23 protein-coding genes and 1 pseudogene are annotated in these 24,155 nt (G+C 58.6%); 19 read left to right on the forward strand and 5 right to left on the reverse strand.

Features of this window, described 5'->3' with window-relative positions:
• Positions 1 to 32: 32 nt before the first annotated feature.
• The 12 genes and pseudogenes from truB to xerD all read left to right on the forward strand — a co-directional run bounded on the left by truB (position 33) and on the right by xerD (position 9,956).
• Positions 33 to 959 (forward strand): tRNA pseudouridine(55) synthase TruB, encoded by a 927-nt coding sequence (truB, locus tag NUV55_RS09540; RefSeq protein ID WP_367280398.1) that lies wholly within the window; start codon positions 33 to 35, stop codon positions 957 to 959.
• Between the two features lie 128 nt (positions 960 to 1,087).
• Positions 1,088 to 1,357: a 30S ribosomal protein S15 gene (gene rpsO, locus NUV55_RS09545; protein WP_296672401.1), complete on the forward strand. Its 270-nt coding sequence runs from the start codon at positions 1,088 to 1,090 to the stop codon at positions 1,355 to 1,357.
• A gap of 38 nt (positions 1,358 to 1,395) precedes the next feature.
• Complete coding sequence (gene pnp, locus NUV55_RS09550; protein WP_296672403.1) at positions 1,396 to 3,492, forward strand: polyribonucleotide nucleotidyltransferase; 2,097 nt, start codon at positions 1,396 to 1,398, stop codon at positions 3,490 to 3,492.
• A 135-nt stretch (positions 3,493 to 3,627) separates the two neighbouring features.
• Positions 3,628 to 4,398 (forward strand): hypothetical protein, encoded by a 771-nt coding sequence (locus NUV55_RS09555; protein WP_296672404.1) that lies wholly within the window; start codon positions 3,628 to 3,630, stop codon positions 4,396 to 4,398.
• Between the two features lie 40 nt (positions 4,399 to 4,438).
• Positions 4,439 to 4,917: pseudogene (locus NUV55_RS13855) on the forward strand (YbhB/YbcL family Raf kinase inhibitor-like protein).
• A 61-nt stretch (positions 4,918 to 4,978) separates the two neighbouring features.
• Entirely contained in the window at positions 4,979 to 5,875 is an 897-nt protein-coding gene (locus NUV55_RS09570) for a VacJ family lipoprotein (RefSeq protein WP_296672409.1), read from the forward strand.
• A 257-nt stretch (positions 5,876 to 6,132) separates the two neighbouring features.
• On the forward strand, positions 6,133 to 6,381 hold the full coding sequence (gene rpsP / locus NUV55_RS09575; RefSeq protein ID WP_296672410.1) for a 30S ribosomal protein S16: 249 nt from the start codon (positions 6,133 to 6,135) through the stop codon (positions 6,379 to 6,381).
• A gap of 6 nt (positions 6,382 to 6,387) precedes the next feature.
• A complete protein-coding gene (rimM, locus tag NUV55_RS09580) occupies positions 6,388 to 6,903 on the forward strand; it encodes a ribosome maturation factor RimM (protein ID WP_296672413.1) in 516 nt (171 codons plus the stop codon).
• 3 nt (positions 6,904 to 6,906) lie between these two features.
• Positions 6,907 to 7,650: a tRNA (guanosine(37)-N1)-methyltransferase TrmD gene (gene trmD / locus NUV55_RS09585; RefSeq protein WP_296672415.1), complete on the forward strand. Its 744-nt coding sequence runs from the start codon at positions 6,907 to 6,909 to the stop codon at positions 7,648 to 7,650.
• 110 nt (positions 7,651 to 7,760) lie between these two features.
• Positions 7,761 to 8,108, forward strand: coding sequence for a 50S ribosomal protein L19 (gene rplS, locus NUV55_RS09590; protein ID WP_296672417.1), 348 nt, complete (start codon positions 7,761 to 7,763; stop codon positions 8,106 to 8,108).
• Positions 8,109 to 8,494: 386 nt separating this feature from the next.
• The gene (locus tag NUV55_RS09595) at positions 8,495 to 9,076 is read left to right on the forward strand and encodes a methylated-DNA--[protein]-cysteine S-methyltransferase (protein WP_296672419.1); all 582 of its coding nucleotides are present in this window, start codon (positions 8,495 to 8,497) and stop codon (positions 9,074 to 9,076) included.
• Positions 9,060 to 9,956, forward strand: coding sequence for a site-specific tyrosine recombinase XerD (gene xerD, locus NUV55_RS09600; RefSeq protein ID WP_296672421.1), 897 nt, complete (start codon positions 9,060 to 9,062; stop codon positions 9,954 to 9,956). Before NUV55_RS09595 ends, xerD begins: the two co-directional genes overlap by 17 nt.
• A gap of 143 nt (positions 9,957 to 10,099) precedes the next feature.
• Here the strand turns inward: xerD and NUV55_RS09605 are convergent, their stop codons facing one another.
• The 3 genes from NUV55_RS09605 to NUV55_RS09615 form a co-directional block, all read right to left on the reverse strand.
• The gene (locus NUV55_RS09605; RefSeq protein ID WP_296672422.1) at positions 10,100 to 10,846 is read right to left on the reverse strand and encodes a hypothetical protein; all 747 of its coding nucleotides are present in this window, start codon (positions 10,844 to 10,846) and stop codon (positions 10,100 to 10,102) included.
• A 255-nt stretch (positions 10,847 to 11,101) separates the two neighbouring features.
• Positions 11,102 to 13,114, reverse strand: coding sequence for a UvrD-helicase domain-containing protein (locus NUV55_RS09610; protein ID WP_296672424.1), 2,013 nt, complete (start codon positions 13,112 to 13,114; stop codon positions 11,102 to 11,104).
• A 96-nt stretch (positions 13,115 to 13,210) separates the two neighbouring features.
• A complete protein-coding gene (locus NUV55_RS09615; RefSeq protein WP_296672426.1) occupies positions 13,211 to 14,110 on the reverse strand; it encodes a hypothetical protein in 900 nt (299 codons plus the stop codon).
• Positions 14,111 to 14,226: 116 nt separating this feature from the next.
• Here NUV55_RS09615 and NUV55_RS09620 point away from each other — a divergent pair, with 116 nt between their 5' ends.
• From NUV55_RS09620 to NUV55_RS09635, 4 genes are all read left to right on the forward strand, one after another.
• On the forward strand, positions 14,227 to 15,126 hold the full coding sequence (locus tag NUV55_RS09620) for a hypothetical protein (RefSeq protein ID WP_296672428.1): 900 nt from the start codon (positions 14,227 to 14,229) through the stop codon (positions 15,124 to 15,126).
• A gap of 1 nt (position 15,127) precedes the next feature.
• Positions 15,128 to 16,579 (forward strand): D-alanyl-D-alanine carboxypeptidase/D-alanyl-D-alanine-endopeptidase, encoded by a 1,452-nt coding sequence (gene dacB / locus NUV55_RS09625; RefSeq protein WP_296672430.1) that lies wholly within the window; start codon positions 15,128 to 15,130, stop codon positions 16,577 to 16,579.
• 71 nt (positions 16,580 to 16,650) lie between these two features.
• Complete coding sequence (locus tag NUV55_RS09630; RefSeq protein WP_296672432.1) at positions 16,651 to 17,934, forward strand: citrate synthase; 1,284 nt, start codon at positions 16,651 to 16,653, stop codon at positions 17,932 to 17,934.
• Positions 17,935 to 18,000: 66 nt separating this feature from the next.
• Entirely contained in the window at positions 18,001 to 18,390 is a 390-nt protein-coding gene (locus NUV55_RS09635; RefSeq protein ID WP_296672436.1) for a hypothetical protein, read from the forward strand.
• A gap of 4 nt (positions 18,391 to 18,394) precedes the next feature.
• Here NUV55_RS09635 and NUV55_RS09640 read toward each other — a convergent pair whose 3' ends face one another.
• Complete coding sequence (locus tag NUV55_RS09640; protein WP_296672437.1) at positions 18,395 to 19,516, reverse strand: hypothetical protein; 1,122 nt, start codon at positions 19,514 to 19,516, stop codon at positions 18,395 to 18,397.
• 93 nt (positions 19,517 to 19,609) lie between these two features.
• Here NUV55_RS09640 and NUV55_RS09645 point away from each other — a divergent pair, with 93 nt between their 5' ends.
• From NUV55_RS09645 to NUV55_RS09655, 3 genes are all read left to right on the forward strand, one after another.
• Positions 19,610 to 19,978 (forward strand): peptide chain release factor-like protein, encoded by a 369-nt coding sequence (locus NUV55_RS09645; protein WP_367280394.1) that lies wholly within the window; start codon positions 19,610 to 19,612, stop codon positions 19,976 to 19,978.
• Between the two features lie 118 nt (positions 19,979 to 20,096).
• Entirely contained in the window at positions 20,097 to 20,300 is a 204-nt protein-coding gene (locus NUV55_RS09650; RefSeq protein ID WP_296672438.1) for a cold-shock protein, read from the forward strand.
• A 145-nt stretch (positions 20,301 to 20,445) separates the two neighbouring features.
• Positions 20,446 to 22,821 carry a diguanylate cyclase gene (locus tag NUV55_RS09655; RefSeq protein WP_296672440.1) on the forward strand — a complete coding sequence of 792 codons (2,376 nt, stop codon included), beginning with the start codon at positions 20,446 to 20,448 and terminating at the stop codon, positions 22,819 to 22,821.
• A 61-nt stretch (positions 22,822 to 22,882) separates the two neighbouring features.
• On the opposite strand, the gene NUV55_RS09660 is transcribed toward NUV55_RS09655, so the two are convergent.
• Positions 22,883 to 24,136, reverse strand: coding sequence for an RsmB/NOP family class I SAM-dependent RNA methyltransferase (locus tag NUV55_RS09660; protein WP_296672442.1), 1,254 nt, complete (start codon positions 24,134 to 24,136; stop codon positions 22,883 to 22,885).
• Between the last annotated feature and the right edge of the window lie 19 nt (positions 24,137 to 24,155).

The following is a 24,155-nucleotide window of genomic DNA, read 5'->3' on the forward strand; positions in this document are numbered from 1 at the left end:
TAATCCTGTGAAATTTTTTTCGAAATAAGGATATCGAAGCAGTGAAGCGGCAACGACGTAATTGTGATGCGATAAATGGCGTGATGCTGCTCGATAAGCCGGTGGGGCTGACTTCGAACCAGGCCTTGCAAACGGTGAAGCACCTGCTCAACGCCTGCAAGGGTGGGCACTCGGGCAGCCTCGATCCCATCGCCACCGGACTGTTGCCGCTGTTCTTTGGCGAGGCGACCAAGCTGACCCAGTTTCTGCTCAATGCCGATAAGCGCTACTGGAGCGTCTTCCGGCTCGGGGTTAGCACCACGACCTACGATAGCGAAGGTGAGGCGACCGCTACGCGTCCCGTCAGCGTCACCCGGCGCGATATCGAGCGCGCGCTGGAAAGTTTTCGTGGCGAGATAGAACAGGTACCGCCGATGTATTCGGCCATCAAGCATCAGGGCGAGGCGCTTTATAAACTGGCCCGGGCCGGCGTGGTGATCGAGCGCGAAGCGCGCCATGTGACGATCCATGAGATCAAGCTGGTGAGTTTCGAAAATGATTTGCTGACGCTGGAAATCGCCTGCACCAAGGGCACTTATGTTCGCAGCCTGGCGCACGATCTGGGTGAGGTGCTGGGATGCGGCGCGCACGTGGTGCAGTTGCGCCGACTCGGCACCGGCCGCGTTGGTATCGAGCAGGCGATACCGCTTGACCGATTGCAGGCACTGGAAAGCCCGGTGGAACGGGCGCAGCTGCTGCTACCCGTGGACAGCGTGCTGCATGAAGTTCCGGACGTGCACCTGACGACGCTGGCGGCCCATTACCTGATACAGGGGCAATCGGTGTCGACACAGCATGGCTTCAAACCCGGCTGGGTGCGCTTGTACGAGGGCGACAAGCGCTTTCTCGGCATGGGGGAGGTGATGGATGATGGGCGCGTGGCGCCGCGGCGCCTGCTCGCACTGGGTGAAAATCCCTGAAACAGGCATGAAACAGGCGGTCCGTACGGCGCGTTCGGACCTGATATTGGCGGTTGAGGCGGGGTCCCCCCGCAGGTAGAATACGCGCCCTTCAAAGTGTAATTGACAGCAAATTGAGGTAAATATTGATGACCGTTACCCGCGAGACCAAGGCCAAGGTCATGCAGGATTACCAGGCGCACGAAGGAGACACCGGTTCGCCCGAGGTCCAGGTTGCCCTGCTGTCCACGCAAATCGAGGAATTATCCAGCCACTTTCAGGCCCATCCGAAGGATCATCATTCGCGCATCGGCCTTTTGAAAATGGTGAACAAGCGCCGTCAGCTGCTTGAATATCTGAAAAATAACGACAGCGACCGCTACCGCACGCTCATTGAGCGGCTCGGCCTGCGCAAGTAAGCATTCAAGCCAGTAACGAATAACACGAGGACAAGGTCTTGGCAAAAATCACGAAATCATTTCAGTACGGCAAACATACCGTCACCCTGGAAACCGGCGAGATCGCGCGCCAGGCCAGCGGTGCCTGCATCGCCAGCATGGGCGATACCGTGGTGCTGGCCACCGTGGTAGCGAAGAAAGAACCCATGCCCGGCAAGGATTTTTTCCCCATGACCGTGGATTATCAGGAAAAAACCTTCGCCGCCGGCCGCATCCCGGGTGGATTCTTCAAGCGTGAAGGCCGACCCTCGGAAAAGGAAATTCTCACCTGCCGTCTCATCGACCGTCCCATCCGCCCGCTGTTCCCCGAAGGTTACACCAACGAAGTCCAGATTATCGCCACCGTCATCTCGGTGGACCCGGACATCGATGCGGATATCGTCGCCATGCTTGGTTCCTCCGCGGCGCTCAAGCTTTCGGGCGCACCGTTCAACGGCCCCGTCGGTGCCGTGCGCGTCGGTTACAAGGACGGCCAGTACCTGCTCAATCCGGGTAACAAGGATCTCGTCGATTCACAGCTCAACCTCGTCGTCGCCGGCACCGTGAAAGCCGTGCTGATGGTCGAATCCGAGGCACAGCAACTGTCGGAAGAAGTCATGCTCGGCGCCGTCATGTTCGGCCATGAGCAGATGCAGACGGCTATCAAAGCTATCAACGAACTCGTCAAAGATGCCGGCGTGCAGCCCTGGGCCTGGCAACCGCCGCTGGAAGACACTTCACTCAAGAACACCTTGGAGACCGAATTCGCCCCGCTCATTGTCGAGGGTTATCGCATCAAGGAAAAGACTGCACGTCAGGACCGCATCGCCGAAATTCACGAGATGGCGGTTGGCAAGCACGCGGCCGAAGGCGCCCCCGCGGGCACCAAGGAAAAAGTCCAAAAAATCATTGGCGATATCGAATACCGCACCGTACGCGACAAGATTCTTTCCGGTGAGCCGCGCATTGACGGGCGTGACACGCGCACCGTGCGCCCCATCACCGTGCGTACCGGCGTGTTGCCGCGCACCCACGGTTCCGCGCTGTTCACGCGTGGCGAAACCCAGGCGCTGGTCGTCACCACGCTCGGCACCGGGCGCGACGCGCAAATCATCGACGCCCTGGAAGGCGAGCGCAAAGACCCCTTCATGCTGCATTACAACTTTCCCCCGTACTCGGTGGGTGAATGCGGTCGTGTCGGTAGCCCCAAGCGCCGCGAGATCGGTCACGGTCGGCTGGCCAAGCGCTCCATGATTGCCGTATTGCCGGACATGGAAACCTATCCTTATATCCTGCGCGTGGTGTCTGAAATCACCGAATCCAACGGCTCCAGCTCCATGGCCAGTGTGTGTGGCGCATCACTGTCGATGATGGACGCCGGTGTACCCATTAAAGCCCCGGTCGCGGGTGTCGCGATGGGCCTGATCAAAGAGGAAAAGCGCTTTGCCGTGCTCACCGACATCATCGGTGACGAGGACCATCTCGGCGACATGGACTTCAAGGTCGCCGGCACCACGAATGGCGTCACTGCTCTGCAGATGGACATCAAGATCGAAGGCATCAACAAGGAAATCATGGAAGTCGCGCTCAAGCAGGCGAAAGAAGGCCGGCTGCATATCCTGGGCGAAATGGCCAAGGTGATTTCCACGCCGCGCGCCGAACTCTCGGAATACGCCCCGCGCATCATCGCCATCAAGATCAATCCGGAACGCATCCGCGACGTCATCGGCAAGGGTGGCGCGGTTATCCGCGCGTTGTGCGAGGAGACCGGCTGCACCATCGATATCGAGGATGACGGCACGGTCAAGATCGCTTCGGCCGACAACGTCGCCGCGCAGGAAGCTGTGCGTCGCGTTAAGCAGCTCACGGCGGATATCGAAGTCGGCATGGTCTACGAGGGCAAGGTTGCCAAGCTCATGGACTTCGGTGCCTTCGTCACCATCCTGCCCGGCAAGGATGGCTTGGTGCATATTTCGCAGATCTCGCGCGAGCGCGTCGAGAACGTTGCTGACAAGCTGAAGGAAGGCGAAATGGTCAAGGTCAAAGTACTGGAAGTGGACAAGCAGGGCCGCATCCGCCTGTCCATGAAGGCGCTGGAAGAAGAACCGGTCTCCTGAGCATTGCACGCTTGAGCAGTAAAAAAGGGAGCTTCGGCTCCCTTTTTTGTGCTTGTCTTGTTTAGGCCGTGCTGGCTGGTTAAGCTGGTGGACGTTAAATGATTGGCTAGTTTTTTCAGAATCGGAGGATGCAAGATGGCTAAATTCAAGATACAGGCCACTGGCAGATTCCTGATGCTATCGGCGTTCTGTATTGTCCTCAACGGATGTGTAGGACTGGAAACTTACATAGTAAGTAGTCCAATAAGTAATTCATCACAAGTAGATATCAGCAAGAAAGGGCGGTTTGTACTTGATGACACAGTTATCTTTGTATCGCCAACAAATTACGTTCATGTAAATAGCGGTGCACTGTGGTTTTCTGTGATCCCGGTAACTGAGGATATTCCACAAAAGGACCAAGGTTTCAGCCCCGGTTACTATATAGGTTCTTTCCAGAAACCGGGATTCTTTATATTCGAGATATTCTTTGCTGTTGGAAAAACCCCCATTATATTTTACCCCGGTGACATTGTCCTTCGTCATCGTGGTAAAGAATGGCGACCAGTAAATACATACGAACTAGTCAAAATGCATGATGCAACCAATCCGTTTTGGGGCCATGAACCATTTAGGCAACTTTGTGCTGGAAAAGAACAGGACACACACAAACGTCATTATTATCACAACCCGATTATGGTGACACATTATGATGGCACCACTAATCAACTCCCAGGTATCGGTGTTCCCAAAAGAATCCAGCTTGAGCAAGATACAAACCGTTGTTATGCCCTAAAGTTCTTGGTTGATCCCCCAGATCCAAGAGAAGAGTTTGATATTGAATTTAGTTCTCTGCAGATAAATAATCGAAATGTTCCGATTCGGATTAAATACGCCCCATTAACTGTGAAGGAAGGACACGGGTGAAGCCCATCAATCTCGGATCTCGCGATAACGGAGCTTCGCCATGTCATTGACCCTGACTTCCACGGCGTTCCGCCACAACGGTGAAATCCCTGAGCGGTACACCTGTGACGGCGAGGATATTTCGCCGCTGTTAGCATGGTCAGGCGTGCCGTCCGAAGCCAAAAGTCTGATCTTGATCGTAGACGATCCCGATGCTCCCGATCCCACAAGGCGCCCAAAATGACTTGGGTGCATTGGGTGCTCTATAACATGCCACCGACAGCCACTGGATTACCGGATGCGGTAGCGGCAAAAAGTTTGCTCAAGGGAACGCTGATAGGAATCAACGACTGGAAGCGCACGGCTTATGGCGGTCCCTGTCCGCCCATCGGTCGCCATCGTTATTTTCACAAACTATACGCGCTCGACACGATGTTGCCGGACATGAACCGGCCAACCAAGGCTAAGGTGGAGAGTGCCATGCAAGGGCATATCCTTTTCCAGGCTGAGATCGTCGGCACTTATCAACGATCTCCATGATGCTTGTGTGGTCGGAGTGGCTTTACAGGAAGCGCATCGTCCTTTAGCCTCGGTGTCAGACATGTACATTGCCGGTCAAAAAAAGAATAACGATCCGCTGCAAAGCTCGCGCCTCCATTCTGCCCGTCTGTTGTTTGCAGTGGTCTGCCTGTCTGTCTTGGCGGCTTGCGGGACGATGAAGAACAGCCCCGATGAGGCGGCGGCAGGGGATTCCGGCGCTCAGATAGATGCGGCGACAGAGGAACGGAACAACGTCAAAGATCCGTTCGAGGGCCTCAACCGCGTTATGTACACGTTCAACGACAAAATGGACCGGTACCTGCTCAAGCCGGTCGCCAAGGGTTACCGCGCGATCACGCCCAAACCGGTCAGCAAGGGCATTTCGAATTTTTTCAGCAATCTGCATGATCCGGCGATCATGTTGTACAACTTCCTGCAGGGCAAACCGAAGGCAGGCGCCTCAGACCTGGGGCGTTTTCTCGTTAATTCCACCATCGGCATTGCCGGCCTGTTCGATGTCGCCACCAAGATGGGGCTGGAAAAGCACAACGAGGATTTTGGCCAGACGCTGGCGGTGTGGGGCGTGGGTGACGGACCCTACCTGGTGTTGCCGTTCTTCGGGCCGAGCAATATACGCGAGGGCGCATCCATCCCCGTGGATTGGTATACCTATCCGCCCAATCACATGGAGGAACAGAGCACGAACGTCAAGATGTTTGCCGTGGAAGTGGTGGATCGGCGCGCGCAGCTGCTGGATGCCGGCGATATTCTCGATCAGGCCGCGGGAGCTGACCCGTATATTTTTGTGCGTGAGGCTTTCCGCCAGCGCCGTCTCAGCCTGATTTACGATGGCAATCCGCCGCAGGCCGCACCGCCCCCGGGCCTGTTCGAGGATGATGAACCGGTGCCCAACACATCTGCCCAACCCGCGCCGGGTGCGCCTCCTCAGTCGAGGTAGCCGTAACCCAGCAGCGCAGGGAACTGCGCCGGATTGCGTGGTTTGACGGGAAATTGGTCGATTCTCGGTCAAAGCTTGTTATTCGCCGTTATCGTTACCGGGAAACAATGATCTGGCTCTGACTGCTGATTTTCAGCGGGTTTTTCGGCCGTGCCCCTTCATTTCTCGCGGTATCGAGGGTAAAATCGCGCCCTTTCTCGAACCTTGCAAGGCCCTGTCCGGCCGGGCGGGGCTTCTTAACGAAGTGAGGTAGATCAATGGTAACCATACGTCTGGCCCGTGGCGGCGCGAACAAGCGGCCCTATTACCGCATCATTGTCGCTGACCGGCGTCGTGCGTTGAACGGCAATAACATTGAGCGCATCGGATTTTATAATCCGATGGCGACCGCAAAGGAAATCAAGCTGAAGGTGGACATGGAGCGCGTGCAGTACTGGCTGGGCAAAGGCGCCAAGCCGACCGATCGCGTGGCTGATCTGCTCAAGCAGGCCGCCAAAACTTCTTAAGTCATCATGGCCGACCCGTCACGCCCTGACGGCTTGGTGCATTTCGGCCGAATCACCGGTCTGTTCGGTGTGCAGGGTTGGGTCAAGGTTTTTTCCCATGCCCGTCCGCGTGAATCGATTATCGACTATTCGCCCTGGCTTGTGAAAACCGCCGGAGACTGGCGCGAGTTGGTGGTCGAAGAAGGGCGCGCGCAGGGCAAGGGCGTGGTGGCAAAGCTCGCCGGCGTGGATGACCGCGATCAGGCGAGCCAGCTGATCGGCGCGGACATCGAGATAAAGTTTTCGCAGTTGCCGCCGCTGTTGAAGGGCGAATATTACTGGACGCAGCTGGTGGGGCTGGAGGTTGTCAATCTCGCCGGAGAACGTCTCGGTAAAGTGGACCACCTCGTCGAGACCGGCGCGAACGATGTGCTGGTGGTGCTCAACGGGAAGGAGCGCTGGCTGCCGGTGACGGCGAAAGTCATCCGCGGGGTGGATCTGGAAGCGGGCGTGATCCGGGTGGATTGGGAAGCGGATTTCTGATCCATGCGTATTGACGTTATAAGTTTGTTTCCGCCGATGTTCGAGGCCGTGAGCGCTCACGGCATTACCGGACGGGCGGTCAAGAACGGATTGCTGACGCTGCGGGTGTGGAACCCGCGCGATTACACGGAAGACAAGCACCGCAGCGTGGATGACCGGCCTTATGGCGGCGGCCCGGGTATGGTGATGATGAATGAGCCGTTGACGCGCGCGATCCGCGCGGCACGCGGCGAACAGACGCAGACGGCGAAGGTGATTTACCTTTCGCCGCAGGGCCGGCGGCTGGATCATGCCGCGGTGCTGGAGATGTCAAAGCGCGAGGGCATGATTCTTCTCGCCGGGCGTTACGAAGGTATTGACGAGCGCCTGATCGAGACAGAAGTGGACGAGGAGTGGTCAATGGGTGACTACGTCCTCTCCGGCGGTGAACTGGCGGCGATGGTATTGATCGACGCCGTGACGCGCCAGCTTCCCGGGGCCTTGGGCGACGAAGATTCAGCGCAGCAGGATTCCTTCGTGGAAGGCCTGCTGGATTGCGAACATTACACGCGGCCGGAAGAGTATGCCGGGCGTAAAGTGCCGGAAGTGCTGTTGTCGGGCGATCACGAAAAGATCCGCCGCTGGCGTCTCAAGCGGTCGCTGGGACGGACCTGGTTGCGGCGGCCGGATTTGCTGGAAAAGTTGACGTTGAACAGTGAGCAGAAACAGCTGCTGGAAGAATTTAAAGAGGAATATTTGAATAAATAGAACCACAGATAAACACGGATAAAAAACTTCCGGGTTTTTATTGAATAATCTGTGTTAATCCGTGTCCATCCGTGGTTAAAAGTATATTTTGAGAATCTAGAGGTGAAAAAATGAGCAAGATCATGCAGGAACTGGAAGCGCGGATGATGGCGGACAATAAGGTCCCCGAGTTTTCTCCGGGTGACAGCGTTATCGTCCATGTGAAGGTGAAGGAAGGTGAGCGCGAACGTCTCCAGGCCTTTGAGGGCATGGTCATCGCGCGCCGGAATAGCGGTTTCAACTCCTCCTTTACAGTACGCAAGACTTCCTACGGCGAAGGGGTGGAGCGTGTGTTCCCGCTGTACAGCTCGGCCATCGCCAAGATCGAGGTCAAGCGCAAAGGCGACGTACGCCGCGCCAAGCTTTATTATCTGCGTGATCTCGCCGGCAAGGCCGCTCGTATTCGCGAGAAGGTCTGAGTTTTGTTGTCATGCCGGCGGAAGCCGGCATTCAGGTAGCACCAGAAAAGCCGCCCATCCGGGCGGCTTTTTATTTTCCCTCTCCCCTTGCGGGAGGGGGTTAGGGAGAGGGGTGTAGTAATTCTGCCAAATCGCCTTCGGCGATGATTAACCGCTAATTGCGGGTTGCTCCGCCCCGCACCCTGGGTGACTTTTGTTTCGGCAAAAGTCACCAAAACCACTCCCCCCGGAGCGCGCGACTTCCTTCTCCGCTCCTCGCCCCACCGGGCGCTCGACCAACTCGCCGGGCGCGAAATACGCGCCTCGGGCTCAAACAGGGTCTCGCTTAAAAACTCCCGGCGGGGCTGCGGTGCTCGACGCGCGCTACGGGGTCTGAAGAAACCGTGGTGGCACTGATCGCTGTGCCCGTGGATAATGAATCCATGCGGAACGGGAGAACATCCAAAGCCAGGGACTACGACGCGGTTGTGGCCACGCCCATCGGCCGGGTCGGGATCGTGGTGCAGGACGACGCGCTGGTGGACGTGAACTTTCTCGGCATGTCCGCCGCCTTGCAGGCCCCGCGCACGAACATGGCGCGCCGGGCTTGTCGCCAGATCCGATCCTATTTCATCAATCCCCGTCTTTCCTTTCGCCTTCCGTTGAAGCTGTCGGGGACGGCGTTCCAGCAGCGCGTGTGGCGCGCGTTGCAGCGCATTCCCGTGGGCCAGACGCTCAGTTACGGCGTGCTGGCGAAGAAACTCGATACCTCGGCACGTGCCGTGGGCAATGCCTGCCGTGCCAACCCTGTCCCCATCATCGTTCCGTGTCATCGCGTCGTCGCAGCGGGTTACGGCGATGTACAGGGAAGTACAAGTGTCGCGGGAAGCAGGAAGCTGAGAGCGACCGTCGGCGGTTTCATGGGCAAGCGCTCGGGTTCCCCGTTGAATCTGAAGCATTGGCTGCTGGAGCATGAGCGCAGGGAATAAGGACCTCATCGAACGTTTTTGCGACGCTCTGTGGTTGCAGGATGGGCTGAGCGCGAACACGCTCGAAGCCTACCGGCGTGATCTGGAAGGACTGGATCGCTGGTTTACCAAACGCGGCACGGCGCTGGCATCGGCCTCGCGCGCCGATCTGCAGGAGTATCTTTCCCAATGCGTCAGCAAAAAAAGTGCACGTACGGCTGCGCGATTGCTGTCCAGCCTGCGCCGGTTTTACGGTCATCTGGTGCGTGAAGAAAAAATCAAAACCGACCCTACGGCGCTGATCGACTCGCCCAAGCTCGGCCGGCCCTTGCCGAAATCGCTGTCTGAAGAGCAGGTGGAAAAACTGCTGGAATCGCCGGATGTCGCGAAGCCTCTCGGCCTGCGCGACCGCGCCATGCTGGAAACGCTCTATGCCACCGGCCTGCGCGTGTCGGAGCTGGTGGGCCTGACGCTGTCGCAGGTGAGCCTGACGCAGGGCGTGGTGCGCGTCATCGGCAAGGGCGACAAGGAACGGCTGGTGCCGCTGGGCGAAGAAGCCATCTCGTGGATCAGCCGCTATCTCGCCGAAGGTCGTCCCAAGCTGGTGCGCAGCCGCTCGACCGATGCGCTGTTCACCACCACCCGCGGCGGCCCCATGACCCGCCAGGCCTACTGGCATAACCTCAAAAACCACACCCGCAAGGCCGGCATTGAACCCAAAAGACTGTCACCCCACACCCTGCGCCACGCTTTTGCCACGCATCTGCTCAACCACGGCGCCGATTTACGCGTGGTACAGATGCTCCTCGGCCACGCCGACCTTTCCACCACGCAGATTTACACCCACGTCGCACAGGCGAGATTGAAGACATTGCACGAGCAGCATCATCCGAGGGGGTAGGGTATCGCGCGCTTTGCGCGCGATACCATTCAAGGCCTGGATTCCGGTTTTCACCGGAATGACGAAAGGGAAAAAGCCGCCTTTCGGCGGCTTTTTATTTACCCCTCTCCTTAATCCTCTCCCGCAAGGGGAGAGGAGAGATATCAATGATAAGCCGACCGATTAATCTGATCGTGATCCACATCCGGATCAAACACCTCCACTCCCGGTACTCGTTTGTAGCCGAGGACGAGGGCGATCTTGTGGATGAGGGTTTTCCAGTTGAGTGAGTTGACGCGGCGACGCAGGACGTCGTTGACTTCTAGCGTCAGTTTTTCATGTTCCTTTTCCAGCGCCGGCAGCTTGTGAAAATAGCGCAGCGCGAGCCAGGCGTAGGCCACCGGCAGCAGTTTGACGATCAGGGACGGGTTTGCCATCGCAAGCCACATGACGATGAAGCTGACGCCGGCGAAAATGAAGAACAAACCATAGCGCACGGCCTTGGCGTACTCGTCGCGATTGCGTTCCATGGCCTCGCGCAGTCGCCGCTCGGCATTGCGTGAAGCGATGGAGTGCGCGTAATGGATGTCGCGGAACATGCTCAGCGTTTTGAGCATGCGCTCGCTATGACGCCGGTTCTCGATGCCGAATGAATCCAGCGCCGATTGGAGGCTTTCGCGGAACTGGCGGTAATTCGGCGTGGCAGCCGGTTCCTTGTAGCGGTCGGCGGTGTGGTTGATCAGGTAACGCAGTTCCAGCACGTTCGCGATCTTCATCGGAAAGCGCAAGCTGATGAACTTGGTGTAGAACGTGTGAAAGCCGTCAGGCGTCAGGTTCAGCCCAGAGAAATCCTGCGCCAGTTCCCGCTGCTGAGCCCTTTCTTTCCTTCGTTTGCTAGTTGTTTTTTTCATGAATGGAAAAGCTCGCTCAATATCCTGCCCCGTTTTCATGATATTGAACCGTCCTGTAGTTCTAATGGAAACTAGGATAACGGATAAAGCAGGGGTTTTCTACCGCCGGGCTGGCGCCCCGGGAACGGTCGTAGCTTAGAGACTGTGTCAGAACAAATACAAAAATCATGAACCACGGGGTCCACGGGGAGAAATGAATAGGATCATGCCTTCATCCCAGCCTGGTTTTCCCCGTGCTCCCCGTGGTTGAAATTCTTAACTATTACCCAGCATGTTCCGCAGGTTGGCGACATGGATGTCGGCGCGGCCGAGCATAGCCTGAGCATCAGGCTCCCGGTCCGGCTCCTCCCACTTGAGGTCATCCGATGGTAATTCCCTGAGGAAACGGCTGGATTCGCAGATGATGACCTCGCCGCCGCGCTTGCGCCGGTCGACAAAGGAGAATGTCAGCGTTTGGCGCGCGCGCGTCATGGCCACGTAGGCGAGACGGCGTTCTTCTTCCACGCCGGCCTCCGACTTGTTCTGATGTTGCGGCATCAGGCCTTCTTCCATGCCGACGATGAAAACATGCGGAAATTCCAGGCCCTTGGCGGCGTGCACGGTCATGAGCGAAACCAGATCGCCGGGATTTTCCTGATCGCCTTTATCCAGGATGCCCGAGAGCGTCAGCCGCGCGACCAGGTCGCTGAGCGTCAAGTCCTCTTCCTGGCGCGCGAGACGCTGGATCCAGCCCACCAGTTCCAGCACGTTTTCCATGCGGCGTTGTGCGATCTTTTGATCGTTGCAGATGTCCTTGAGCCAATCTTCATAATGCAGGTCGGTCAGCATGTCGCACACGAGTTTGCCCGGCTCATCATCTTCCGACTTGGTGATCATTTCCATCAGCCAGTGCGTGAAACCGCGCAACGTTGTTTCCTGACGTGCGGTAAGTTTCGTGTCGATGCCGGGATCCATGGACGCTTGCAACAGGCTCGTGTTCAGTTCGGCGGCATGCGCGGAGAGCAGCTCCAGTGTGGCCGGAACGATTTCGCGCCGCGGCGTGTTGATCACGCGCAGGAAGGCATTGTCATCGCCCGGGTTGCATAGCAGGCGCAGATAGGCCATGACGTCCTTGATCTCGGTCTTGTCGAAGAATGACGTCCCGCCGCTCTGAAAATGCGGAATGCGCCGCTCGCGCAACACGCGCTCGAGCACGCGCGACTGATTGTTCTCCCGGAACAGGATGGCGTAATCCCTGAAATCCGTGTTGTTCTTGAATTTGTGATTCAGCAATTCGGAAATAACGCGCTCGGCCTCGTGCTCCTCGCCGCGTGCCCGCAGCACGCGCAGCGACTCGCCGTAATCGCGGTCGCACCACAGCGATTTCTCGAAGAGATGGGAGTTATTCGCAATCAGGGCATTGGCGGCCTTGAGAATCCGCCCGCTCGAACGGTAGTTCTGCTCGAGCTTGATTACCTTAAGTAGCGGGAAATCCTGTTGCAGCTGTTTCAGGTTCTCCGGATGTGCGCCGCGCCAGGCATAGATGGACTGGTCGTCATCGCCCACCACGGTGAGCGCACCGCGATCGCCGGCCAGTAGTTTGACGAGCTGGTACTGGCATAAATTTGTGTCCTGGAATTCGTCCACCAGCAGGTAACGCACGCGCTGGCGCCATTCCGCCAGTAGTTCCGGGTGCTCCTGGAGGAGCCGCACCGGCTTGAGGATGAGGTCGTCGAGATCCATGGCGTTGTACGCCTGGAGGTGGCGTTCGTATTCGCCGTAGATCCGCGCTGCCACGTCCTGGATGGTTTCGCCCCCGGCCGTGAGTGGCGCTTCCGCTGGCGACACCAGGTTGTTTTTCCATAACGAGATCTGGTGCCGTACGGCCTCGGCAGGGTTAATCTTGCCGGTGTATTGTCCGCGCAGTAGCTTGCTGAGCAGTGCCTGGCTGTCTTCGCCGTCGTACAGCGAGAAGCCCGGCCGGTAACCGATATCGCTCAGGTGCTCGCGCAGGATTTTCAGGCCGAAGGTATGGAAGGTCGAGATGAGCAGTTCCTTGCTGTATTCGCCGTTCATCAGATCGGACACGCGCGATTTCATTTCGCGTGCGGCCCTGTTGGTGAAGGTGATGGCGACGATATGGCGCGGGGCAATGCCGTAGTCGCGGATAAGCCAGGAGATTTTACGGGTAATGACGGAGGTCTTGCCGCTGCCCGCGCCCGCCAGCACCAGCAGGGGGCCATTGACGTACTGCACGGCCGCTTTCTGTGGCGGGTTCAGTTTAGGCAATTCCGCTGGATCGTGATAGGAAGTGTCATGACTGGACGGGCATTCTAACCTTAATTCACAGTCGTTTGAAAGAAAAGTTTCCGGAAAAATTTATCTTCATTCCAGTTGCTCAAGAAAGTTTTTCATGCGTTCCCGCGTCGCGGCGGGTTTGTCCAGCAGCTGGCCAATGAGATCGAACAGGGCGTGGTGGCGGGAGCCGAACAACCGGTGGGCACGCACCATCTTCAGGGTGTGCACGCCTTCGCCTTCAAGCGCGCCGGTTTGGCCACGAACCAGCCGACGACCCAGCTCGTGATGGTGGGAGCCCTTGCTGGTGGCCGTGGTAATCAGGTCGCCAAGGCCGGCGAGTCCGTGCGCCGCGCCCGCCGAACCGCCCAGACCGGTGACGATGCGCTCCAGCTCGTGCATGGCCGCCGTGGCAAGATAGCCCCGCATGTTGTCACCCAGGCCCAGCTCGTCTGCCACGCCGAACAGGATGGCGTAAACGTTCTTGAGCACGGCCGACCAGGAAATGCCCTCGGTGTCGGCGCTGTGTTCGAGGTAAAGCGAGGTACCGGCAAAGACATCGCGCAGGCGAGCAAAGATTTCAGCCCGTGCGGCGCCGGCTTGGGCGAAGGCCGGACGTCCGGCGCGGATTTCCTCCGAAATCATCGGTCCGTAAAGCACGGCAATTGGGGCTTCCGGACCCAGCGCTTGGGTAAGTGCCCGCGCCGCCGTGCGTCCCTCGTCGTCGAGCCCCTTGGCGATACTGACGCAGAACGTGTCCGGGCGCAGACGGGGCCGCAGCCGGGTGGCCAGCTCGAAATGGGGATTGGCCGGCAGACAGAAGATAATGATGTCCTGTTGTCCGGCGATGGATTCCAGTTCGACGGCAAGGCTGCCTGGTTGGGAGCGACGCTGCCAGACCGTGAGCGTGTGGCGCTGTTGCAGGAGGTATTCCATAGCCCGGCCCATTTCGCCGTGGCCGAGGATGAGGATTTGATATTTATTTTTCACCGCCAAGTCGCCAAGACGCCAAGAATTCAGAAAGTCTAACGAATCCCAGGGTTAAAATCCTGAATTTCATTGGCGTCCTTGGCGTCTTGGCGGTTAAGCACATATAGTTCCAGAGCATGACTAATCGAATTATTTTCGTCCCGGGGAAAAATCCCAAGCCGCCCGCGGAAGAGCACCGGCGTCAGTTGGTGCGCAGCCTGCTCCGGGGTGTCGAGCGCGCCGACCCCGCTGTGGCGCTGGAGATCGAACGCAAACCCGACAGCTTCCAGTGCATCTCGTGGAATCCGCTCTACTATCAAAGCTACAAGCCGCTGGACGAGGATCTGCCGTGGATCGAGGCGTTGCTGAAGCAGGTTGGCCCGACCCAGGAAGATGTGCAGGAGGCGCTATCGGTTCGCCGTCGCTTCGCCTGGGTGCTTTATACGGTGGCGGATCTGTTTCATTTTCTCATTCCGTTGCTGCCGGACCCGGTCGTGAGGGCTACGATCCGGGAAACCGCGCGTTACTTCAGCAACGACGGAGGCATCGGCCAGCAGGTACGTGAGTTGCTCAAGGTGCCACTGCGTAAAATGCTGGAGGCGGGAGATCGTATCCTTATTATTGGCCACAGCATGGGTTCCGTGATCGCCTACGACAGCCTGTGGGAATTGACGCACATCGAGAAAAACCCCGGCCGGATCGACCTGCTCTCGCTGGGCAGCCCCTTGGGTATGCGCTTCACGCAGCAGCGCCTGCTGGGCGTGCGTGAAAAGGGGACGCAGCGTTATCCCCAAAATATCCGGCACTGGACCAACATGACCGCGCAGGGCGACCTCACGGCCCCGGATCCCACGGTGCGCGATGATTTCAAGGCCATGCTGAAGCTGGGCGTGGTGGAGTCGATCACCGATGTGAATGGCGGACTCTTCAATTATTTTCGCAATGAGCGGGGACTGAACGCGCATCGTTCCTATGGCTACCTCGTCAACCCCCGGGTGGGCGAGGTCATCGCGAACTGGTGGAAAGAGGGCGGATGAAATGAAACAGATGATGCGGTGGAAATTCGCCATGCTTGTGGCGCTGGGCTTGTGCGGGCTTGGACCGGTTTCCGCTGTCTGGGCAGAGGCCGACAGGCTTCCCGAGCCGGTGGCGGCGGCGCTGAAGCGCCATGGCTTCCCGACGCGCGGCCTGAGTCTCTATGTGCAAGAAATCGGTCAGGACGAGCCGGTATTGTCCATTGCGGCCAATCAGCCTCGCTTTCCCGCCTCGACCATCAAGCTGCTCACCACGCTGGCGGCGCTGGAGGAACTTACCCCGGCCTGGCGCTGGAAGACCGAGGCCTATGTCACGCAACCCGTGCGTGACGGGCGCCTGGCGGGCGATCTTTATATTAAGGGTTACGGCGACCCCTATCTGGTGATCGAGCATTTCTGGCGCCTGCTGCGTGCGCTGCGCGCGGCGGGCCTGGAAACCATCGATGGCAATCTGGTGCTTGACCAGAGCCACTTTGCGCGTGAAGCGGGCGATGCCGCCGATTTCGATAACCAACCGCTGCGCGCCTACAATGTCCTGCCGAATGCCTTGCTGGTCAATTTTCAGGCGGTGAATTTCCGCTTTATCCCGCAGTTGTCAGTCCAACGTGTTCAGATTATTGCCGATCCGCTGCCGGCGAATGTCGAGCTGGAGAATCGCGTGGTGCTGGCCGATGCGGTGTGCCGCGGTTGGGCGCACCGGCTTGGCATGAAGGTGCGCCATGAAAAGGACCGCACGCGCGTGGTTTTCAGCGGCACCTATGACGCCGGCTGCGGCAACAACGAGCTGTTCCGCGTGGTGTCCGAGCCCGCGCCGTATATTCTCGGCCTGTTCCGCTTGCTGTGGACGGAACTGGGCGGGCGTTTTGCGGGCGATGTGCGTGAGGCTACGGTCCCGGCCGAGGCCACGTTGTTCCACACCTCTTATTCGCCGCCGCTGGCGGACATCGTTCGCTCCATTAACAAGTACAGCAACAATGTCATGGCGCGTCAGCTGTTGCTGACGCTGGGAGCCGAAAAGGCCGGAACGCCCGGTACGACGGATAAGGGTATTCAGGCGGTAAGCGAGTGGCTTAAGCGCCGTAATCTCATTTTTCCGGAACTGGTGCTGGAGAACGGGGCGGGGCTTTCACGCGAAGAGACGATCTCCGCGCGCCATCTGGGACAAGTATTATTGGCCGGTTGGCGCAGTCCGTACATGCCGGAATTCATTTCCTCGCTACCCCTCGCAGCCATGGATGGGACCTTGCGCCGGCGCTTCAACAGTGGGGCGCTCGAGGGACAAATGCATCTCAAAACCGGCAGCCTGAACGATGTACGCAGCGTGGCGGGTTACGTGCTGGACCGCGCTGGCCGGCGTGTGGTGGTTGTCTGCCTGCATAATCAGGCTCGGGCCGACACCGCTGCCGGCGAGGCGGTGCAGGAGGCGGTGCTTCAATGGGTCCATGAGCGGCCCTGATATTTCAGCACTGGACAGTCCTTATGGTATGGTCAATCCTTAAGTTTTGGCGGTCACGACGGACACACACAATGGCGACCAAATACGTTAATGCGGTAATCTCGGAAGAAAACAACGATAACAGTCTGCCCGTGCTGGACGGCACGCTCGGACCCAGCGCGGTGGACATCCAGTCTTTGTACTCCCGAAACGGCCTGCTGGCCTACGATCCCGGGTTCCGCTCCACCGCCGCCTGCAAGAGCAGCATTACTTTCGTGGACGGCGACAAGGGTGTGTTGCTTTATCGCGGGTACCCGATCGAGGAGCTGGCCGAACACAGCGAATTCATCGAAGTGGCCTATCTGTTGATGCATGGCGAATTACCCAACGCCACGCAACGCAAAAAATTTGACGACGCGATTGGCAGCTACAACCTGCTGCATGAGCAGGTGCTCTCGTTTTACCGTGGTTTCCGCCGTGACGCCCACCCCATGGCAGTTATGGTCGGTGTGGTCGGCGCGCTGTCGGCGTTTTATCACGATGTCATGAACATGCGCGACGCCGATGACCGTGAACTGGCGGCCATCCGGCTCGTTGCCAAAATGCCGATGCTGGCTGCGGCCAGCTACACTTATTCAATCGGCCGCCCGCAACGCTATCCGAACAACACGCTCGACTACGCCTCGAATTTCCTGCAAATGATGTTCGGCGCGCCGAACCGGGACTACGTCGTCGATCCAGTCTTAGCGCGCGCGCTCGACGTTATCCTGATCCTGCACGCTGACCACGAACAGAATGCCTCAACCTCCACGGTGCGGCTGGCCGCCTCCAGCGGCGCCAATCCTTTCGCCTGCATCGCCGCCGGCATTGCCTCGCTTTGGGGCCCGGCGCACGGCGGCGCCAACGAGGCCGTGCTCAAGATGCTGATGGAGATCGGCAGCGTGGAGAACATCCCGAAGACCATCGACCGCGCCAAGGACAAGAGCGATCCCTTCCGCCTCATGGGTTTCGGCCACCGTATCTACAAGAATTTCGATCCGCGCTCGCTGGTCATTCAGAAGCAGGCGAAAAAGGTTTTGGCGCATCTCGGCAAGGACGACCCGCTGCTGGAAATTGCCATGCGGCTGGAGGAGATCGCGCTCAAGGACGAATACTTCATCGAGCGCAAGCTGTACCCGAACGTGGATTTCTACTCCGGCATCTTGCTGCGCGCCATGGGCTTCCCCATGACCATGTTCACCGCCGTGTTCGCGCTGGCGCGTACGGCCGGCTGGGCCAGCCACTGGCTCGAGCTGCAGGGCGAATCCCACGGCATCGATCGTCCGCGCCAGATTTACGTCGGCAAGACCCTGCGGCATTATTCGAAGAAAAAATAAATCCCTGTGTTGAGCTGGGCGATTTATCCGGACCTGCGTTTATCCAGACTCAAAGGACTTTTTGCCATGAAGAAATATCTTTGGTTCGTGCTGGCGGGAATCTTGCTCGGTGGTTGCGCCTCGTATACCGCCACCTCCGGCCGGGTAGTCATCAAGGATGACGGCAAAGCTGCCGACAAAGCTGTCGAGATTCGGCTCATCCCCAGCGATCGTGCGCTGATCAAGGATTACTACCGGAAATCCCCCGTCGCGAATACCGCTCCAGGGTCGATGCCTTTGATCAGGGGCGGCAACCTTCTGGCGGACGTCAAGGTGGAACCCCTGCCGCCCGTGCTGGAACGGAAACTATCGTCATTACCGACCACCCATGTGCGCTGGATAACTGGCCGCGACGTCATTCTTGTTGAAAAGAAAACGCGCACCATCGTGGATGCGATTTACGACGTGACGAAATAGCGCGTCACTTTTTTATCAAGAATCTCCCGACTAGGGCGCGGCGTTTTTCGTAGGCCTCGCGCGCAATCGCCACGTCTTCCAGAAAGTAGGGCAACTCTTCCAGCAGCAACGCCTGCGGGCCGTCGACCAGGGCCTTGGTCGGCACCGGATGGAAATCCACCAGAATCATGTTGGCGCCGGCGATCACGCCCTGCGCGGTGACATGCGAAATATCGAGCATGCCATCGGGCGCGCGGTCGCGCGTGCCCACCGAATGCGAGGGATCGATGCACACCGGCATGCGCGTCAGGCGCTTGATCACCGGCACGTGCGCGAAGTCGACGAAGTTGCGGTGCGGATCGCCCATGTTGGTCTTCATGCCGCGCAGGCCGAAGACAATATTCCGGTTGCCTTCGCTGGCCAGGTATTCGGCGGCGTTCAGCGATTCCTCCAGGGTGATGCCGAAGCCGCGCTTGAGCAGCACCGGCAACTCGCGCTGGCGTCCGACGATTTTCAGCAGTTCAAAATTCTGGGTGTTGCGCGTGCCGATCTGAATCATCACGCCGGTAGGTTTGCCGGTCTTGTGCAATGCCTCCTGGATTTCGATCAGATGTGAGTCGTGGGTGATCTCCATGGCGATCACCTTGATGCCGTATTTTCCAGCGAGCTCGAACACCCACGGCAGGCACTCCTTGCCATGGCCCTGGAAGGAATAGGGATTGGTGCGCGGCTTGTACGCGCCCATGCGCGTGCATACCTGGCCGTTATCGCGCAATGCCTTCAGCATCATCTCGACATGAGTCGGATTATCCACGGCACAGAGACCGGCGAAGACGTTGAGATTGTCCTGGCTGAATTTAACGCCGTTGTACTCAAAGCCGGTCTGGCGGCCGTCGTCTTTGTGCCGTCCCAGGATGCGGTATTCTTCCGAGATGCGCACCACGCGCTCCACGCCTGGCAGACTTTCGATCTCGGTTTTGTCGAGCGAGGCGGTGTCGCCGATGAGATAAATTTCCGTGAGCGTTTGCAGCGTGCCGATTTCCTGGTGGACGCGTGTTTTGATGTTCGGTTTGTGCGCCAGAAAATCGAGAATCTGCCGGTATTCCGGAGTTTTTTCTCCCAGATTGGGTTTGAGGATAACGATCATGCGACTTTTCCTTTATTATTCAATACGGCTCAAGGCTGGGTATTTTAACAATTTAACCGTGAAAGATATGTTTACAATGAGCCTCAACTCCGCATGAGCCTGAAAGCCGTCAAATCCCCGCCCTACGCCCTGGACCGCGCCACCCTGGAACGCGAGGTGCGCGTGGATACCTATCGTGCCTCCGGCCCAGGCGGGCAGCACGTAAACCGTACCGAATCGGCGATACGCCTGACCCATGCACCTTCGGGGGTGGTGGTGACGGCCACGGAGAACCGCTCCCAGATCCGCAATCGCGCCATCGCCTTCGAGCGTCTTGCACTGAAATTGCGCGCACTAAACCGCGTACGCAAGCCGCGCAAGGCCACCCGCATCAGCCGGGGAATGAAAGAACGCCGGCTGGACGCCAAGAAGCGACGTGCCGCCCTGAAGCGCGAGCGATCACACCGCCGCGAGGAATATTAGCGTTTGCTCAAGCGTCTTCCGGCTGAATTGTTTTGCCCGGGGAGTTGACGTAGGATGTTTTTACACCAGCCCCACCGCAGGGCGGGTGGTTTTAGTTCCAAATAATAAAGGGGGATGTATGCAAACCGGTACCGTGAAGTGGTTCAATAACGCGAAGGGTTATGGTTTTATCACCCCGAGCGACGGCAGTGAGGATGTGTTTGTGCATTTTTCCACCATCGAAGGAGACGGTTACAAGAGTCTGAACGAGGGGCAGCAGGTCGAGTTTGAGCACGCTCAGGGACCGAAGGGCAAGCAGACCACGCGCGTTCTCCCCCGCTGAAATACCGACAGGAAACAGCATTTGCAATTTCCGGCCCCGCCACCGTGCGGGGCCTTGTTTTTGTGCATGGCGCCCGGCGCGTTCCACGCTGGCGTGCCGTGGGCGTTTTACTACACTTGAGAGAAGACATTCCCGTTCGCATCGCATGAACTGGCTGGGCAAGACACTGACGCGGAAGTTCATCATCCTGCTCGCCGGGTTTCTGGCGTTGCAGGCGCTCCAGCTCGGCATCGGCATATTCGGTATCCTGCATGTCGGCGAGGAGGGCACGGCCATCAACGAGGCCGGCCGTCAGCGCATGCGCATGTATCATCTGTTGTTTCTTACGCACGAGGCTCTGGAATACCATTCCTGGCCGAGTGAGGGGCGCAAGATCGTGGATGGCATTCTTGCCGACTACGACGCCGAGTCCGACCGCCTTGATGCGCTGGCCGGTAAGTCGGCGAAGTACGAAAAATTCCGGGAAGCCGTTACCGCCGTGCGCGCTCACTGGGACGGGGAGCTGAAACCGCTGTTGCTGGCGCTCGATCCGTCAAACCCTCAAGCGGCGTTGGCAACCTTGGCCCGTTTCGAGGCCCAGGTTCCCGGGCACGTGAGACATCTGGAGGAGGTCATGAGCCTGATGGAGCTGGATGCCGCCGAGGATGCTCGCGAACTCGCCATTTTTCAGGCCGTTATTCTTGGATTGACCCTGCTCCTCGGCGCGGTCGGTTTTGCCATGGCCCGCTATGTCGTGACTCTGCCGCTGCGGCAGCTGACGGAGGCAACACGTTCCATCGCCGCCGGCGCCTATGACAGGCGTGTCGTGATTTCCTCGCGCGACGAAATCGGCGAGCTGGCCGGCACCTTCAACCGTATGGCGGAGGCCATCGGTGCAAAGACCTCGCGTATCGTTGCCCTGAACGAGATTGCCATTTATCTCACCTCAAAATTGTCATTGCGTGAGTTGCTGGATGAAATCATGAACCGCGGCATGCAGTTGACCGGCGCGCAGGCCGCCTGCATCGCTTTTTTCGATCAGAAGACGAGCCGCTTTAAAGAATGGGTCACGCAAGGTCTGTCGGACCATTTTGTTAAGAACATGTCTTTCCGCCCCGGTGGCCTGGCCCATGAGGCTTTTACTACTACTACTACTACTACTACTTCGGTCGGTACTTACATCCTCAGCAACGACCGGCCCGAGACAAAACACAAACTTTCCCGGCTGACGCACGAGGAAGGCATCCAGTCGTTCACCTGCCTGCCGCTCACGAGCCACGCCAGCCGGCTGGGCGTGATTTATTTCTACCGCAAGGACCGCGATTTCTTTTTGCCGGATGAAATCGAAACTCTGAACACCTTCGCCCACCTTGCCGCCGGCGCAATCGAGAACGCGCAGTTACAGGAGCAGACGCAGGACCTCGCCGTCACCGACAAGCTCACCGATCTGCGCAACCGCCGGTTTTTCGATCAGCGGCTGGCCGAGGAAATCCAGTATGCCATAAGGGATGAAAAGCCCCTTTCGCTGTTGCTGCTCGATATTGATGATTTCAAGCGCATCAATGACACCTATGGGCATGCTGCCGGCGACAAGATGCTCCAGACTTTGGGCCGCACACTTTCGGGCCAGTTGTGGCAGGTTGACGTCGCCGCCCGCTACGGCGGAGAGGAGTTCACCGTCATTCTCCCAGGAACGGATTTCAATGCCGCGAGGCGCGTGGCTGAACGCCTCCGGCAGTCTGTCGAGGGTGCGACGACCCGCCTGGAGGGCGGTCGCACGATCAGTATGACGGTCAGCATTGGCATTGCCTGTTTCCCGCGTTGCGGGGACTCGGCGGAAAGCCTGGTCGAGCACGCCGACCAGGCTTTGTATACCGCCAAGCGCGAGGGCAAGAACCGCGTGTGTCTGTACCGTGAAATTCTCAAGTCAAGACTGGAGCAGAATCCGGATGAAATCGTAATGTTGCTCAAACAGGGCCTGGAGAATATTCAGCCCATTGTTACGGCTGTGTCCGCCAAGGCGGCGTTTCTTCACGAACACATGGCGCTGGTTGTCGATACGGCGATGCGGCTGGCGGATGTGCTCACGCTTAACCGGGAGGATCGTGAAACGTTGCGCCTCGCGGCGCAGTTGCATGAGATCGGCATGATCACCATATCCGACGAGGTCCTGAACAAGCGGGGCGCGCTAACCACCGAGGACTGGGCGCTGATCCGGCAGCACCCCGCCACCGCTGCCGGATTCCTGGAGCAGGTGCCCGCCTTGTGTCACCTCGCGCCGGTTGTCCGTCATCATCATGAGCGTTATGACGGCGGCGGCTATCCCGACGGGCTCAAGGGTGAGGCCATTCCCTATCTGGCGCGGGTACTGACGGCCGCGGACACCTATGCCGCGATGATAGGCGAATGGATCGGGCATAAGGCCAAGCCGGCCGCTGTGGCCAAAGCGCAGTTTACAGAATCCGCCGGGACCCAGCTTGATCCGCGGATCGTTTTGGCGTTTGTACAGGTGCTGGATAAGGAGCAGGCACAGACAGACTGAGTGCGCGCGGCGGAGGGTGTGCGCGACGCCGGAATCGGGGCCGGAGCCCCAGCTCCCGACGTTATCCCGATGTCCGCTCCAGCGCGACGGCATAGAATCCGTCGGTGTGATGGCGGTGCGGGTACAGCCGCAGGACGTCGTCCTCCATCGTCAGCGGCACGTGCCGTCGCTCCAGTATCTCGTTTACCGGGATCATGCGAAAGTCCGGGTGTTCTGACAGGAATTTTTCCACGATGTCATCGTTTTCTTCTTTCAGCAAACTGCATGTCGCATATACCAGCCTCCCTCCGGGCTTGAGCAGCTCGGCCGCGGCGGCCAGGATGCGCTGCTGGGTGTCCGTCAGCTCTGCCAGGTTGATGTTGCGCCATTTAATGTCGGGATTGCGTCGCATCGTGCCGGTACCCGAGCAGGGCGCGTCTACCAGTACGCGGTCAATTTTCCCCTTCAGACGTTGCACACGCGCATCGCGTTCATGGCTTATCGTGACCATGCGGACGTTGTTCAGTCCGGCGCGCCGCAGCCGTGGCTTGAGCCGGTCCAGCCGCTTGGCCAGTACGTCGAAGGCATACACCGTGCCGGAGTTGGCCATGAGCGCCCCCAAGTACAGCGTTTTTCCGCCGGCGCCGGCGCAGAAATCCACGACCATTTCCTGCCGTTTCGGCTCCAGCATCAGCGCCAGCAACTGACTGCCTTCGTCCTGTACCTCGAATAATCCCTCCTTAAAACAAAGCGTCTTGAAAATCGGCGCGCGCTCACGGCGTCGCAGACCGGAAGGCGAGTAGGGCGTAACCTCGCACGAAAACCCTTCTTGCGTGAGCCGCGTCTGGACCTCATCGCGTTTGGCCTTGATCGTGTTAACGCGCATGTCCAATGGCGCGGGCTGATTCAGCGCCTGCGATAACGCCAGCGTTTCCGCATCGCCGTATTGCGCACGCAATAGTTCCGCCAGCCAGTCCGGCATGTTCGCTTGAATGGCAAATGGCAGCGTGGTTTTGTCGAGCGTGCGCGCACGCTCCACCATCCCGCGCGCATCGCCCCGGAATCCCGTTTCTTCAAGTGCGCGGGCGCTGTAGTCGTGTGTCAGCAGGTATGCCGCCACCACATCCAGCAGCAGAGAGTTACCGGCAATGTGCTCCAGCCAGCGTTTCTCGCGCAGACAGCCGTAAACCGTCTCCGCCACGAAGCCGCGATCGCGCACGCCCATATTCTTGTGCGTTCGGAAATAACCCTCCATCTGCCGGTCGGCGGGTATTTTTTCGCTGAGAATGCGTTCCAGCAGCTCAGCGGCGGAATGGAGCAGGATGGGTTTGGCCATGGATGAATGTGGGAAAGGC

Origin of the sequence: Sulfuricaulis sp., assembly GCF_024653915.1 — a bacterium.
In the GTDB taxonomy this organism is placed as follows: Bacteria; Pseudomonadota; Gammaproteobacteria; order Acidiferrobacterales; family Sulfurifustaceae; genus Sulfuricaulis.